Origin of the sequence: Lentzea alba (genome assembly GCF_011067745.1) — a bacterium.
In the GTDB taxonomy this organism is placed as follows: domain Bacteria; phylum Actinomycetota; class Actinomycetes; order Mycobacteriales; family Pseudonocardiaceae; genus Lentzea; species Lentzea alba.
This window is the reverse complement of the sequence record NZ_JAAMPJ010000004.1, coordinates 486,285-500,111: the sequence shown is the minus strand read 5'-3', so window position 1 is coordinate 500,111 and position 13,827 is coordinate 486,285. Positions and strand designations below refer to the sequence as shown.

General features: G+C 69.9%; 13 protein-coding genes. 4 read left to right on the top strand and 9 right to left on the bottom strand.

Annotation, left to right across the window (positions count from 1 at the left end; translation table 11 throughout):
• Window position 1: 1 nt before the first annotated feature.
• Window positions 2-520, top strand: a complete 519-nt coding sequence (locus G7043_RS18080; protein WP_166046817.1) for a DUF4240 domain-containing protein — start codon at window positions 2-4, stop codon at window positions 518-520.
• Here the strand turns inward: G7043_RS18080 and G7043_RS18075 are convergent.
• Genes G7043_RS18075 through G7043_RS18065 form a run of 3 tightly spaced genes read right to left on the bottom strand, consistent with a single transcriptional unit; the run spans window position 488 to window position 4,172 of the window.
• A complete protein-coding gene (locus G7043_RS18075; protein WP_313887944.1) occupies window positions 488-859 on the bottom strand; it encodes a hypothetical protein in 372 nt (123 codons plus the stop codon). The genes G7043_RS18080 and G7043_RS18075 overlap by 33 nt on opposite strands.
• The gene (locus G7043_RS18070) at window positions 856-2,784 is read right to left on the bottom strand and encodes a vWA domain-containing protein (protein WP_166046816.1); all 1,929 of its coding nucleotides are present in this window, start codon (window positions 2,782-2,784) and stop codon (window positions 856-858) included. The genes G7043_RS18075 and G7043_RS18070 overlap by 4 nt, the downstream gene beginning before the upstream one ends.
• Window positions 2,781-4,172, bottom strand: a complete 1,392-nt coding sequence (locus tag G7043_RS18065) for a sigma 54-interacting transcriptional regulator (protein WP_166046815.1) — start codon at window positions 4,170-4,172, stop codon at window positions 2,781-2,783. The genes G7043_RS18070 and G7043_RS18065 overlap by 4 nt, the downstream gene beginning before the upstream one ends.
• 155 nt (window positions 4,173-4,327) lie before the next feature.
• Between G7043_RS18065 and G7043_RS18060 the strand changes: the two genes are divergently transcribed.
• Entirely contained in the window at window positions 4,328-4,753 is a 426-nt protein-coding gene (locus G7043_RS18060) for a YcxB family protein (RefSeq protein ID WP_166046814.1), read from the top strand.
• 72 nt (window positions 4,754-4,825) lie between these two features.
• Window positions 4,826-5,623, top strand: coding sequence for a hypothetical protein (locus tag G7043_RS18055; protein WP_166046813.1), 798 nt, complete (start codon window positions 4,826-4,828; stop codon window positions 5,621-5,623).
• Here G7043_RS18055 and G7043_RS18050 read toward each other — a convergent pair.
• The 5 genes from G7043_RS18050 to fabG all read right to left on the bottom strand — a co-directional run bounded on the left by G7043_RS18050 (window position 5,620) and on the right by fabG (window position 9,780).
• Window positions 5,620-6,354 carry an ABC transporter permease gene (locus G7043_RS18050; protein WP_166046812.1) on the bottom strand — a complete coding sequence of 245 codons (735 nt, stop codon included), beginning with the start codon at window positions 6,352-6,354 and terminating at the stop codon, window positions 5,620-5,622. The two genes, G7043_RS18055 and G7043_RS18050, sit on opposite strands and share 4 nt — an antisense overlap.
• Complete coding sequence (locus G7043_RS18045; protein WP_166046811.1) at window positions 6,351-7,073, bottom strand: ABC transporter ATP-binding protein; 723 nt, start codon at window positions 7,071-7,073, stop codon at window positions 6,351-6,353. Before G7043_RS18045 ends, G7043_RS18050 begins: the two co-directional genes overlap by 4 nt.
• Window positions 7,074-7,107: 34 nt before the next feature.
• Window positions 7,108-8,133: a ferrochelatase gene (locus G7043_RS18040; RefSeq protein WP_166046810.1), complete on the bottom strand. Its 1,026-nt coding sequence runs from the start codon at window positions 8,131-8,133 to the stop codon at window positions 7,108-7,110.
• 128 nt (window positions 8,134-8,261) lie between these two features.
• Complete coding sequence (gene fabI, locus G7043_RS18035; protein ID WP_166046809.1) at window positions 8,262-9,029, bottom strand: enoyl-ACP reductase FabI; 768 nt, start codon at window positions 9,027-9,029, stop codon at window positions 8,262-8,264.
• A gap of 46 nt (window positions 9,030-9,075) precedes the next feature.
• On the bottom strand, window positions 9,076-9,780 hold the full coding sequence (gene fabG / locus G7043_RS18030) for a beta-ketoacyl-ACP reductase (RefSeq protein WP_166046808.1): 705 nt from the start codon (window positions 9,778-9,780) through the stop codon (window positions 9,076-9,078).
• Between the two features lie 108 nt (window positions 9,781-9,888).
• On the opposite strand from fabG, the gene G7043_RS18025 reads away from it, so the two are divergent.
• A complete protein-coding gene (locus G7043_RS18025) occupies window positions 9,889-12,468 on the top strand; it encodes an FAD-binding and (Fe-S)-binding domain-containing protein (RefSeq protein ID WP_242642369.1) in 2,580 nt (859 codons plus the stop codon).
• Here the strand turns inward: G7043_RS18025 and G7043_RS18020 are convergent.
• Window positions 12,448-13,737, bottom strand: coding sequence for an MFS transporter (locus tag G7043_RS18020; RefSeq protein ID WP_166046806.1), 1,290 nt, complete (start codon window positions 13,735-13,737; stop codon window positions 12,448-12,450). The genes G7043_RS18025 and G7043_RS18020 overlap by 21 nt on opposite strands.
• Window positions 13,738-13,827 lie beyond the last annotated feature (90 nt).

The following is a 13,827-nucleotide window of genomic DNA, read 5'->3' as shown; positions in this document are numbered from 1 at the left end:
CGTGGACACCTTCTGGGCCCTGATCGAACAGGCCCGCGCCGACGCCAACACCTGCTGCGACGTGGTCGCGAACGCCACCGCCCAGCTCACGTCCCGGCCCGCGGCCGAGATCGTGGCGACCCATCAAGCCCTGTGGCGCCTGATGGACGCGTCCTACCTGCACCCGCTGTGGGCCGCCGCCCACGTGATCCGGGGCGGCTGCTCCGACGACAGCTTCGACTACTTCCGTGCCTACCTGCTGACCCAGGGCCGGCACGTCTTCGAGTCGGCCGTGGCCGACCCTGACTCGCTGGCCGACCTGCCCCTGCTGCCCGACGAGTACGGCGGCACCGGCGTCTGCGAGGACATGCTCTCCGTCGCCTGGGACGCGCACCGGGCGGTCACCGGCGCGGACCTCCCCGACGAGGCCTGGGAACGCCGCGAACGCCTGCCTCTCGACCCGTCCTGGGACTTCGACTTCGAGGACGCGGCCGAGATGCGCCGCCGCTTACCCCGCCTGTCGGCGATCCACCTGGACTGAACAAGCGAGCACGCCGAACGCCACGTGGTCCAGCCACTGCGGAACCCTTGGCAACGAACGGATCTGGACGTTGTGGCGCCCGATCACCTCCAGGTCGAGGGCGGCGATCAGCAACCCGGCCACCGCCCCACCGACCACACCACGCACTCGCAGCCGTGTCAGCACGAACATCCAGAACGCCGACACCCCCAGGTGCACGACAACGCCGGCACGAACACCACCACCGACCAACGACCCGGCGGCCCGTGTAGCGCGCAACGGCGAGTCGCCGACCGCCAGTGCGTGCGCGGTCGACGGCACGCCGCTCAGCACGACGGCGAGCACGAAGCGGCGTATCACCGACGCTTGCGCCGTGACTTCAGGTAGTCGCTGACCACGGCCGCACCAAGCCCTTCCTCGTCCGGCGACACCACGCGCCCACCACCACGCCGGGCCACGATGTCGACGAACTGCGCCAGCCGGGGATCGTCCCCCAGCTTGAACACCGAGATCGTCGCACCGAGCCGGGCCAGCGCGTCGACCTCGTTCAGCGTCTTGGTCAGCGTTCGCGGCAGCGGCGGGTAGTTGAACTCCGCGTCGCCGTCAGGTTCCAGGTGCGCGGTCGGTTCACCATCGGTGACCACCAGCACCACGGGCTGAGCATCGGGATGGCGGCGGACGTGGCGCCCCGCCAGCAACAACGCGTGGTGCAGGTTCGTGCCCTGCTCCCACACACCCTCAAGAGCCGTCAGCTGGCCGATGTCCACGGCCTCGGCATAACGCCCGAACGTCACCAACTGCAGCGCATCAGTGCGGAAACGGGTGCGCACGAGGTGATGCAGCGCCAAGGCCGTGCGCTTCATCGGCACCCAACGGCCGTCCTGCACCATCGACCAGGAAGTGTCCACGCACAACGCGACAGCCGCACGCGTTCGGTGTTCGGTCTCCGACACCTCCAGATCAACGACGTCCAGGGACATCGAGCCGGAGCGCAGCACGGAGTTGCGCAGGGTGCGCGGCACGTCCCAGGGTTCGGTGTCGCCGAACTGCCAGGGCCGGGTCGACCCCATCAGCTCGCCCGCGGCGCCGGCGGACACGGTGTCGCGCGAGCCCTGCGACGACCGCAGCTGGTCCACGACGCCGCGCAAAGCGGTCTCTCCCATGCGCCGCAACGCTTTCGGGGTCAGCCGCAACGACCCGTCCGGCGCGCGTTCCAGGATGTTCTGCTGCCGCAGCGCCTTCTCCAGCTCCGCCAACCGGCGGGCGTCGACGGAGGCCGACGAGCCCAGCTGACGTTCCAGCGCCTCCAGGTCGATGTCCTCCAGGCGCGCACCCGGATACGACTGGGACAGCTGCTCGGCCAGGCCGTCCAACTCGGCCAGGTCCGCCATCGCCTGCGCGCCCTCGCCCAGCCCCAGCGGGTCCTGGCCGCGGAAGCGAGCCGAGGACGTCCAGTCCTCACCCGGCCGCAGCTGTTGCAGCAACGAGTCCAGAGTGGACAGCTGGGAGCCGATTCCGCCGAAGGCCTGTTGCGACAGCGCCGAAAGCTCGGCGCGCTGGGCGTCGGTCATCGAGTTCATCATGCGCTGCGCGGCGGCCGAACGGGCGGCCAGGGCGTCGATGAGCTCGTCGACGTTGCGGGGCTTCTCCGGGAAGAACTCGCCGTGCTTGCGCATGAACTCGTCGAACAGGCGCGGCGTGTCCGGGGAGCCCGAAGCGTGCGCCTCCAGCAACGAGTTGAGGTCGCGGAGCATGCGCTGGATGCGCTTCACGTCCTCGGAGTCCACGTTGGACAGTGCTTCCTTCATGCCCTGGAAGCGCTGGTCCAGCAGTTCACGGCCGAGCAGGTCGCGGATCTGTTCGAACGCCTCGCGGGCCTCCGAGGAGCGCCAGTCGTACGAGGACAGCTCGGACACGGCCGCGGCGGTACCGGGCGGCAGGGCGTCGAGCTGGGCCTCGCGGAAGCGCGCGTCGTCGGACGGGTCCGGGAACAACGCGCGGCGCTCGGCCTCGACCGCCTTGTCGAGCAGCTGGCGGACCTCGGACAGCGTGCCGTCCAGACGGTGCCGGCGCTGGATCGACGCACGGCGCTGCCACAGCCGCGAGGTCAGGTCGTCCAGACCCCGCGTGCCGTCCACACCGCGCCGCAGGAGCTCGCGCAACGCGGACGACGGGGACGCGCCTTCCATGATCTCGCGGCCGAGCTCGTCGACGGCCGCGCGGAGGTCGACCGGCGGCGCCAGCGGGTCGGCGCCGCCTCCCCAGCGTCCGTAGCGATACCTCATCCGTACACCGATCGGTCGTCGTCGGAGGAGGTGTCCTTCGACAGGTGGCGAGTCAGGTAGAGCGACTCCAGGGCCAGTTCCACGGCGGAGGCGATGCGGCCGACGGGGTCCTTCGGGCCCGCGCCCATCCGTGCCGCCACCTCGTGCAGGATCGGCAGCTCCGGCAGGGCCGCCAGCAGGTCACCGGCGTGCACGCGGTCACCGGTCGCGACCGGGTGACCGTCCGAGACGACCTCGGCCAGCGCCCTCAGGTTCAACCCCGCCAGGCGGGCACGGGCGGTGTCGGCGATCGAGCGGCGCAGCAGGTGCACGAGCACCTCGTCCTCGCGCCCCTCCTCCCCCGCCTCGAACTCGAGCTTGCCGCGCAGCACGTCCGGCACTGACTCCAGGTCGATCGGACGGGCGATCGCCGGGGTCTCACCGATCAGCGCGGACCGGCGCAGTGCCGACGCCGCAACGGTTTCCGCCGCCGCGACGGCGAACCGCGCGGAGACTCCGGAACGCTGGTCGATCGAGGAGGACTCCCGCAGGTGGCGGACGAACCGGGCGATGATCTCCAGCAGGTGGTCGCCCACCTCGGCGACGAGGTCGGCTTCCTGGCGGACCAGGTCGACCTCGGCGTCGATCTCCAACGGGTAGTGCGTGCGCACCTCCGCGCCGAAGCGGTCCTTGAGCGGCGTGATGATGCGGCCGCGGTTCGTGTAGTCCTCCGGGTTCGCGGTCGCCACGAGCAGCACGTCCAGCGGCAGCCGCAGCGTGTAGCCGCGGACCTGGATGTCGCGCTCCTCCATGACGTTCAGCAGCGCGACCTGGATGCGTTCGGCCAGGTCGGGCAGTTCGTTGATGGCGATGATGCCGCGATGCGCCCGCGGCAGCATGCCGTAGTGGATCGTCTCCGGGTCACCGAGCGAACGCCCCTCGGCGACCTTCACCGGGTCGACGTCGCCGACCAGGTCGCCGACGGACGTGTCGGGCGTCGCGAGCTTCTCCGCGTAGCGCTCGTCGCGGTGCCGCCACACGACCGGCAGGTCGTCGCCGAGCTCGGCCGCGCGCCGGCGGGACTCCGGGGTGATCGGGTCGAGCGGGTGTTCGCCCAGCTCGGAGCCCTCGATCACGGGCGTCCACTCGTCCAGCAACGTCACCAACGTGCGCAAAAGCCGCGTCTTGCCCTGACCGCGCTCGCCGAGCAGGACCACGTCGTGGCCGGCCAGCAGCGCGCGTTCGAGCTGAGGAAGCACCGTGCGGTCGAAGCCGACGATGCCGGGCCACGGGTTGCGTCCTTCGCGCAGGGCCGCGAGGAGGTTCTCCCTGATCTCGGTCTTGACGCCGCGCGGCAGGTGCCCGGCGGCGCGCAGTTCGCCCGCCGTGCGGGCCAGGTTCTGGGTCACGCAGACGACGCTACGCACCGAATCCGGACCCGTCGATGTGGAGCAACTCCAGGCGGCGGCGCTTCTCGTACAGCAGAATGCGGGGCGATATGAGTGACAGCGTTGATTTCAAATGGGCGCCCTCCCCTGCCGACTGGCGGGCCAGCCTGCGGGCGATGGTGCCGATGTTCCGGTGGGCGCCGTGGTTCGCGGTCGTGCTCGGCGTGTTCTCGTCGGTCCTGCTGTTCGGGTTCGACGGCATGGTGCCCGCGGCCGTGTTCGGCCTGGTCTGCGCCCTGGTCATCGGGTTCATGGAGCCGGTCGCGGTGTGGTGGCGCTTCTCGTCCGACGAGATGATCAGCCGGACCGTCGTCGGCAGCGCGGACGACCAGTCGTTCCGGATGGCCGTGGGCAACTCGGTGCGCGAGGAGATCGTCTGGGAGGAGCTGCCGGGCTGGACCGAGACCAGGCAGGGCTTCGTGCTGGAGACGCTCGACGAGGGCGCGGCGTCGCTCTCGGTGCCGCACCGCGCGTTCGCGTCCGATGAGGACATGGCGTCGTTCCGCACGCTCCTGGAACAACACATCGGTCCGGCCCGCTGACCGTCGAATCAGGTGTCTCGGATCGGGCACACCGGGTGGGGCATGTGGGGCGAGGCCACGTAATCTCGTCGGGTGTCCTGTGCAAGTGCCACGCTGGTCGTGTGGACGTCGGGATGGCTGCACGGTCTGGCCGCCTCCGACGACGTCCTCGACGCCCTGCACACGTGGGCCGAGCAGCACGAGGTGGTGGCCGACGACGACGGCACCGCCACGGCGCTCGACCTCCCCGGTCCCGACGAGGCCCCGGTGGGCCCCGCCCTGCTGCTGGCCGCCCTGCGGCGCGCGGGCGCCACTTCCGCGCGTCTGGCGTTGCCGGTACCCGGTGACGTGCGCGGACTGGGTGGCAAGGGGCCGCTCTCGACGTGTGCGCTGCGGTCCGGCGAGGCGCTGGTGATCCCGTCCGTGCACATCGGGCTGGTGCCGAAGATCGTGGCGGACGGCGTGATGCGCTGGACCGTGTTCGACCTGCCGTCGTCCAACGGCCTGGAGCACATCCCGATCGGCGAGGCCGAGCACGGCCTGGGCGCGGCACTGCGCGAGGCGACGGCCGCGCTGGCGTCCCTCGACGTGGCCAAGCACCGGCCGAACGTGCGCAAGGAGATCGCCGACCTCGCGACCGCGAACTCACACCTGCCGTGGCCGGCCGCGATGCCGCCGCGCGCGTTGCGGGTGCTGCAGCGGGCCGCCGAGGTCGACGCGATCGTGCAGGTGGCCAGGTCGGACTCCCCCGGCGGCGCGATGTCGGCGTCGGCGATGTCGGCGCGGACCGACGCGCTCAAGCCGTTGTCGGAAGCGGTGCGGCGGGCCCGGTGCGCGGCGGTCGACGAGGCCGTGCGCGTGCTCGCGGACACCGGAGCCGGGCGCCACTAAGGCGTGCGCCTCCTCAGCGTCACGGCGCCCAGCACGAGCGCGAGGAGTCCGCACGCGGCCACGATCGCGAGGTTGCGCACCAACTCGCCGGTGATGTCGGACGACGTCGTCACGGCCGTGAGTGCGTCCACCGCGTACGACAAGGGCATGACGTTCGACAGCCACTCCAGCACGGGCGTCATCGACTCACGCGGTGCGAACAGCCCGCACAACAACACCTGCGGCATGACGAACAACGGCATGAACTGCACGGCCTGGAACTCAGTGCGTGCGAACGCGCTCGCGAACAGGCCCAACGCCGTGCCCAGCAGCGCGTCCAGCCCGGCGATGACCACGAGCAACCACACCGAGCCGCCGATCTCCAGGCCGAGCCACGACAGCGAGATCCCGACCGCGACCAGCACCTGGACCAGCGCCACGATCCCGAACGCCAGCGCGTAGCCGAACAGCAGGTCCAGCTTGGCGATCGGCATCGTCATGAGCCGTTCCAGCGTGGCCGTGGTGCGTTCGCGCAGGGTCGTGATCGACGTGACGATGAACATGATCGCGAACGGGAAGACCGCCAGCAGCGCCGGTGCGGCGCGGCTGAACGCCTGGTCGGAGTTGAAGACGAACCGCAGCAGGATCAGCAGCAACGACGGCATGAGCACCATCAACGCGACGGTGCGGCGGTCGTGGCGGAACTGGTTAAGGATGCGCGCGGTCGTGGCCAGCAGGATCGAGGTGTTCACGCCGCCTCCTTCGCCCGGACCAGCGAGAGGAACGCCTGCTCCAGGTCGCTCGTGTCGGTCGCCGACAGCAGCGCGGAGGGCGTGTCGTCGGCGAGGAACGCCCCGTCACGCATCAGCAGCAACCGCTCGCAGCGCGCGGCCTCGTCCATGACGTGGCTGGACACCAACAGCGCGACCCCGCGGTCAGCGAGCACGCGGAACAACATCCACAGCTCGTCGCGCAGCAACGGGTCGAGCCCGACGGTCGGCTCGTCCAGCACCAGCAACTCGGGTTTGCCGAGCAAGGCCACCGCGAGACTCGTCCGCGACAGCTCACCGCCGGACAACGACGACACGAGCTGCTCCTCGTGCCCGCCGAGCCCCACCTCGTCGATCACGCGCCGCACGTCGGACCGGGGAGCCCGCAGCACGGCGGCGAAGTACCTGAGGTTCTGCCCGACGGTGAGGTCGGCGTAGACGGACGGGCTCTGCGTCGCGTACCCGATCCGGTTGCGCAGCCCGGGACTGCCGGCGGGCGCACCGAGCACCGTGACCTCGCCGGACTCGACGATCTGGACGCCGACGACCGAGCGCAGCAGCGTGGTCTTGCCGCAGCCGGACGGGCCGAGGAGCCCCGTGACACTGCCCCGCGGGATCGTGCAGCTCACGTCCCGCAGGACCAGACGATTGCCCCGGCGGACCCGGAGCCCGGTGACCTCAACGGCCGCGGAACTGGTCATGAGACCAATTCTGCGCCCGTTGAAAAATCGCTGTCTAGCTTCGGACGGGCCTCTTGGCCGGTTCGCAACACAACGGCGCACACAGCGCGCCGTTCACCGTGCAGCCCGCCGCCGTGAAGTCCGACAGCTTCCGCATCGGAGCACCAGAGGTGTGTTCCGCGACCAGTTCGGTCACCAGCTCGGCGAACCGCGGGTCCGCGTTCGGGGTGGCGGCGCGGGCGAACTCCATGCCCAGCTCCTGTGCCCGGTCGCGGGCCTCGGTGTCGAGGTCCCAGACCACCTCGAGGTGGTCGGACACGAACCCGATCGGGCACACCACGACCCCGGTGACGCCCTTGGCGTGCAGCGCGTCGATGTGGTCGACGACGTCGGGCTCCAGCCACGGGATCTGCGGCGGCCCGGACCGCGACTGCCAGACCACGTCGTACTCGGTGATCCCCAGCTCGGCGGCGACCAGCCGGGAGGCCTCGACGACCTGACGCGAGTAGCGGTAGCCGCCCTCGGACGGCGGCCCGGCGGCCTTGTCGGCGGACACCGGCACCGAGTGCGCGGTGAAGACGAGCCGGTAGGAACCGGACAAAGAAGAAGCCGCGGCCCGGACACCGTCCGCGAACGCCGCCACGAACAGCGGGTGGTCGAAGAACTGGCGCAGCTTCACGAGTTCCGGACCGTCCGGCACGGCCTGCAGTGCCCGCACGATGTCCTCGTCGTACTGCCGGCACGCCGAATAGCCGCCGTACGCGCTCGTCGGGAAGACCAACGCCCTGCGAACGCCGTCGGCCTTCATCCGCGCGACGGTGTCCTCGACCATCGGGTGCCAGTTGCGGTTGCCGAAGTAGATCGGCAGCTCGAACCCGCGGGCCTTGACCGCCTCGATGGCTTCGAGGTTCAGGCGGTTGATCGGCGACACGCCGCCGAAGTGCTGGTAGTGGGCCTCGACCTCGTCCAGCCGCTCCGGCGGCACGCCACGTCCGCGGACCACGTTCTCCAGGAAGGGGCGGACGTCCTGGGGACCTTCCGGACCGCCGAAGGACAGCCAGAGCAGCGCATCGAAACTCACCGCTCCATCCAATCAGACGCCTGATCGCCCCACACGACGAGCCGCCCTCGCCGTCACAAACGACACGCGGGGCCCTTTCGTACTACGAGACAGTACGAAAGGGCCCCGCGTGCGGCAGCCCAGGCGGGCTAGAGACCGAGGAAGTGCACGCCACCGTCGACGAACACCATCGAGCCCGTGGTGGCCGGGAACCAGTCGGACAGCAGGCCGCACACGGACTTCGCGACCGGCGTCGGGTCGTCCACGTCCCACGAGAGAGGAGCCTTCTCGCCCCACATCTTCTCCAGCTCGGCGAAGCCGGGGATGGACTTCGCGGCCATGGTGCGCACCGGGCCGGCCGAGATCAGGTTCACGCGGATGCCGTCCGGGCCGAGCTCACGCGCCATGTAGCGGTTGATCGACTCGAACGCCGCCTTCGCCGCGCCCATCCAGTTGTAGGCGGGCCACGCCTGGCGGGCGTCGAAGTCCAGGCCGACGACCGACGAGCCGTGCGACAGCATCGGGCGTACGGCCTGCACGAGCGCCTTGTACGAGTACGCCGACACGTGCATCGCGACCGAGACGTCCTCCCACGGGGCATCCATGAAGGGCGCGCCGAGGCAGCTCTGCGGGGCGAAGCCGATGGCGTGCACGACGCCGTCGAGGCCGTCGACGTGCTCACCGACGCGCTCGGCCAGCGTGTCCAGGTGCTCGGGGTTCTGCACGTCGAGCTCGACCACGGGCGCGGGCTTGGGCAGGCGCTGGGCGATGCGCTGCACGAGGCTCATCCGGCCGAACCCGGTCAGCACGACCTCGGCGCCCTGTTCCTGGGCGACGCGTGCGACGTGGAAGGCGATCGACGCGTCGGTGATCACACCGGTGATCAGCAGTCGCTTGCCTTCGAGCAGTCCGGTCACTTGATCCAACCCTTTCCCGAGAAGAAGAACAGAAGTCTGAAGAAGCTCAGTGGCCCATGCCGAGGCCGCCGTCGACCGGCAGCACGGCACCGTTGATGTAGCCGGCCTCGTTCGCGGCGAGGAACGTGACGGCGCGCGCGATCTCGTCGGCGGCACCGTAACGACCGGCCGGGATCTGCTGCAGCGCGGCCTCGCGGACGGCCTGGGGCAGCTCGTTGGTCATGTCCGTGGTGACGAAGCCGGGCGTGACGACGTTCGCGGTGATGTTGCGCGAGCCCAGTTCCAGGGCGATCGAGCGCGCCATGCCGACCATGCCGGCCTTGGACGCCGCGTAGTTCACCTGGCCCGCGCCGCCGGTGAGGCCCACGACCGACGAGATGAAGACGATGCGGCCGAACTTCTTGCGCAGCATGCCGCGGGAGGCGCGCTGGGCGAACCGGAACGCGCCGGTCAGGTTCGCGTCGACGACCTGGGTGAACTGCTCCTCGCTCATGCGCAGCAGCAACGTGTCCTGGGTGATGCCCGCGTTGCACACCAGCACCTCGACCGGGCCGTGCGCCGCCTCGACCTCGGTGAACGCGGCGTCGATCTCCTCCGAGTTCGTCACGTCGCACTTCACGCCGAGCAGGCCTTCGGGAGCACCGGACCCGCGGTGCGTCACCGCGACCTTGTCGCCCTGCGCCGCGAACGCCTGCGCGATCGCGAGGCCGATGCCGCGGTTGCCTCCGGTGACCAGAACGGACCGACTCACTAGCTCTCCTGAGAATCGCTGCTGGTTGACCGGGTGAGGCTATCGGCTACCGGCAGGTAGTCCGGCATCGGCGGAGCCATGTCACATCCATCCAGGCATGATCGGGTGATGCGGGCCTTTCTCGACCGACTCCGCCGTGACGTGGACGGCGACGTCCTCGACGACCCGGCCAGCCGGGCCCTGTACTCGGCGGACGCCTCGAACTACCGGCACGTGCCACGGGTGATCGTCCGTCCACGCACGACGGACGCGGTGGTCGCGGCCGTCGGGCTGGCCGCCGAACACCGCGTGCCGATCACCAGCCGCGGCGCCGGGACGTCCATCGCGGGCAACGCGTGCGGCACCGGTCTGGTGATCGACTTCAGCCGGTACCTGAACTCGTTCGAGATCTCCGGCGACCGCGCATTCGCCCAGCCGGGCGCGGTGCTCGACCGGATCAATGCGAACGCCGGCGACTTCCTCTTCGGGCCGGACCCGTCCACGCACTCGCGTTGCACGATCGGCGGGATGATCGGCAACAACGCGTGCGGCGCGCACTCGGTGAAGTGGGGCAAGACCAGCGAGAACGTCGCGAACCTGCACGTGCTCACGGCGGACGGCCGCACGTTCGAGACCGCGAACCCGCCCGAGTTCGCCCTCCCGTCCTTCGACCCGGAGTGGTTTCCCGGGCTCAGCCGCCGGGTCAGCGGGTACGCGCTGGACGCCCCGACGCTGACGCAGCAGCTGGTCGGCACCGAGGGCACCTGCGTCGTGCTGCTGGGCGCGGAACTGCAGCTGGTGCGCAGGCCGGAACGCCGAGTCCTGGTCGTGCTCGGGTTCGCGGACACCTACGACGCCGCCGACCAGGTCACCCAGATCGAGGACGCGCTCGCGGTCGAGGGCATCGACGAGGCGTTGGTGCGCAACGTCCGAGTGCGTCCTGACCTGCCGGAGGGTCGCAGCTGGCTGTTCGTCGAGGTCGAGGACGACCCCGAGCGCGTCGCCAAGATCACCAAGAACTCGATGATCATCCACGATCCCGTGCAGCAGCGGGCGCTGTGGCGGATCCGGGAGGACGGCGCCGGGCTCGCGACCCGGATGCCGGACGGCGGCGAGGCGTGGTCGGGCTGGGAGGACGCGGCCGTGCCACCGGAGCGGCTCGGCACCTACCTGCGCGAGTTCGATCAACTGCTGGCGCGCTACGGCCGCCGCGGCATCACCTACGGCCACTACGGCGAGGGCTGCCTGCACGTCCGGATCGACTTCGACCTGGCCGCCGGCCACCGCGCGTTCCTGGAGGACGCGGCCGATCTCGTGGTGAGCCACGGCGGCAGCCTGTCCGGCGAGCACGGCGACGGCCAGGCGCGGTCCGAGCTGCTGAGCCGGATGTACCCGCCCGCGGCGATCAAGGCGTTCCAGGACTTCAAGCACGCCTTCGACCCGGCGAACCTGCTCAACCCCGGCCGGATCGTGCAGCCGGTGAAGCTCGACGACGACCTCAGGGTTCTCGTGGCACCGCCGAGGATTCCGACGCGCGCGGAGTTCGCGAGCGACACCCGGCGGTGCGTCGGCGTGGGCAAGTGCCTGAACACCAAGGGCGGCGTGATGTGCCCGAGCTACCGGGTGACGCGCGAGGAGAAGCACTCGACGCGCGGCCGCGCGCACCTGCTGTTCGAGATGCTCGCGGGTGACGTGATCAAGGACGGCTGGCGCTCGCCCGAGGTCGCCGAGGCGCTGGACCTCTGCCTGGGGTGCAAGGGCTGCAAACGCGACTGCCCGGTCGACGTCGACATGGCGAGCTACAAGGCGGAGTTCCTGCACGAGCACTACAAACGCCGGCTGCGACCGCGCTCGCACTACGCGATGGGCTGGCTGCCGACCTGGCTGAAGTACGGGCTGGTCAACAGGTTCACGGCGAAGTTCGGCAGGTTCGCCGGGATCACGCCGGAACGCGCGCTGCCCACCCCGACCACGCCCCTGGTCCGTCAGCTGCACCCCCTCGGCGAGGGTGACCCGGTGCTGTTGTTCCCCGACACGTTCACGAACTTCTTCGAGCCGGGCATCGGCCTCGACGCCGCGAACGTGCTGGCACATCTGGGAAACCGCGTCGAGATCCCGTCCGCGAACGTCTGTTGTGGACTGACATGGCACTCGACCGGCCAGCTCCCGAAGGCCCGCCGGGTCGTCGAACGCACGGCACGGGCGTTGCTGCCGTGGACTCGTGAAGGTGTTCCGGTGATCGGTCTGGAACCGAGCTGCACGGCGTTCCTGCGCGCGGAGGCCCCGAAGCTGTCGGACGACCCGGCGGTACACGCGCTCGCCAAGGCCACGAGGACCTTCGCCGAGCACGTCGGCCCGAAACTGCCGTCACTGGAAGGGTCCCGGGACGCCGTCGTGCAGACCCACTGCCACCAGTACGCGGAACTGGGCTTCGAACCCGACCGCGAGGTGATGGCGAAGGCGGGCCTGCGGCCGAAGATCGTCGAGGGATGTTGCGGCCTCGCCGGGAACTTCGGCTTCGAGCGAGGCCACTACGACGTCTCGATCGCGTGCGCGGAACAGGACCTGCTACCGGCGTTGCGCGCCGACGCCGACGCGTTGGTGATCGCGGACGGCTTCAGCTGCCGCACGCAGATCCGCCACACCACCGATCGCAGGCCCGTTCACCTGGCCAGCGTGCTGGCCGCCCTAATCGCGGTCGAGGACTGAGTCCTTCGAGGTCTCGCGCATGAACCCGTACACCAGCAACGAGATCAGCACGCACCCGGCGACGTAGTAGAAGAACACCTCCTCCATGCCGGCCTGCTTGAACCACAACGCCACGTACTCGGCCGTGCCGCCGAAGATCGCCACGGTCAGCGCGTACGGCAGCCCGACGCCCAGCGCGCGGATGTTCGTCGGGAACAGCTCGGCCTTCACGATCGCGTTGATCGACGTGTACCCGGTGACGATCACCAGCCCGCCGAGCATCAGCAGGAACGCCGGGAACGCCTCGGAAGTCTTCGCCAGCGTCGACAACAGCGGCACCGTGGCCAGCGTGCCGAGCACCCCGAACCCGAGCAGCAGCGGACGGCGGCCGATCCGGTCGGACAACGCGCCCGCGATCGGCTGCAGCACCACGAACACCAGCAGCGCGGCGAAGTTGATCCAGCTGACCGTCGCGGCGTCGATCTTGCTGGTGTTCACCATGAACTTCTGCAGGTAGGTCGTGAACGTGTAGAACGCGACCGTGCCACCCAAGGTCAGACCGACGACGAGCAGGCACTCCTTGGGGTGCCGCAGCAACGCCCTGAACGTGCCCTTCTCCGGATTCTCCTTCTGCTTCTCGAAGTTCTCCGACTCGTCCATCCCGCGGCGCAGCCACATCACGACGATCGCGCCGGTCGCCCCGATGACGAACGCGATCCGCCAGCCCCACTCCATCATCTCGGGCTTGGACAGGAACTGCTGCAACACGATCTGCACGCCCAGCGCCACCAGCTGACCGGCCGTCAGCGTCACGTACTGGAAGCTGGAGTAGAAACCGCGCCGCGCGGGAGAGGCCACTTCGGACAGATAGGTCGCCGAGGTCGCGTACTCACCACCGACCGACAACCCCTGCAACAACCGCGCGAGCACCAGCAGAACCGGCGCGGCCACCCCGATCGTGGCGTACGACGGCGTCAGCGCGATGATCAGTGAACCCAACGCCATCAGCGTCACGGACAGCGTGAGCGCGGCCCGCCGGCCGTGCCGGTCGGCGTAGCGGCCGAGCAGCCACCCGCCCAGCGGCCGCATCAGGAAGCCGACGGCGAACACGGCCGCGGTGTTGAGCAGCTGCGCGGTCTGGTCGCCCTTCGGGAAGAACGCGGCCGCGAAGTAGATGCTGAACGCGGTGTACGCGTACCAGTCGTACCACTCGATCAAGTTGCCGACTGATCCGCGCAGCACGTTCGCCACCACTCGGCGTTCGCTGCTCTTCTCCTGAACCACTGTCATGCCCGACACCATCTCGGCGCGCGGACACCCGTCACAACCTGGGCAGAGTCATCTTTACAGTCACTTAGGCGCGTCGCCACGCGCAGGAAA

Bases quoted from the DNA above. Each gene is read 5' to 3' on its own strand.
- G7043_RS18070 (WP_166046816.1), bottom strand. From the start codon at position 2,784: ATGAGGTATCGCTACGGACGCTGGGGAGGCGGCGCCGACCCGCTGGCG.
- G7043_RS18060 (WP_166046814.1), top strand. From the start codon at position 4,328: ATGGTGCCGATGTTCCGGTGGGCGCCGTGGTTCGCGGTCGTGCTCGGC.
- G7043_RS18045 (WP_166046811.1), bottom strand. From the start codon at position 7,073: ATGACCAGTTCCGCGGCCGTTGAGGTCACCGGGCTCCGGGTCCGCCGG.
- G7043_RS18025 (WP_242642369.1), top strand. From the start codon at position 9,889: ATGCGGGCCTTTCTCGACCGACTCCGCCGTGACGTGGACGGCGACGTC.
- G7043_RS18020 (WP_166046806.1), bottom strand. From the start codon at position 13,737: ATGACAGTGGTTCAGGAGAAGAGCAGCGAACGCCGAGTGGTGGCGAAC.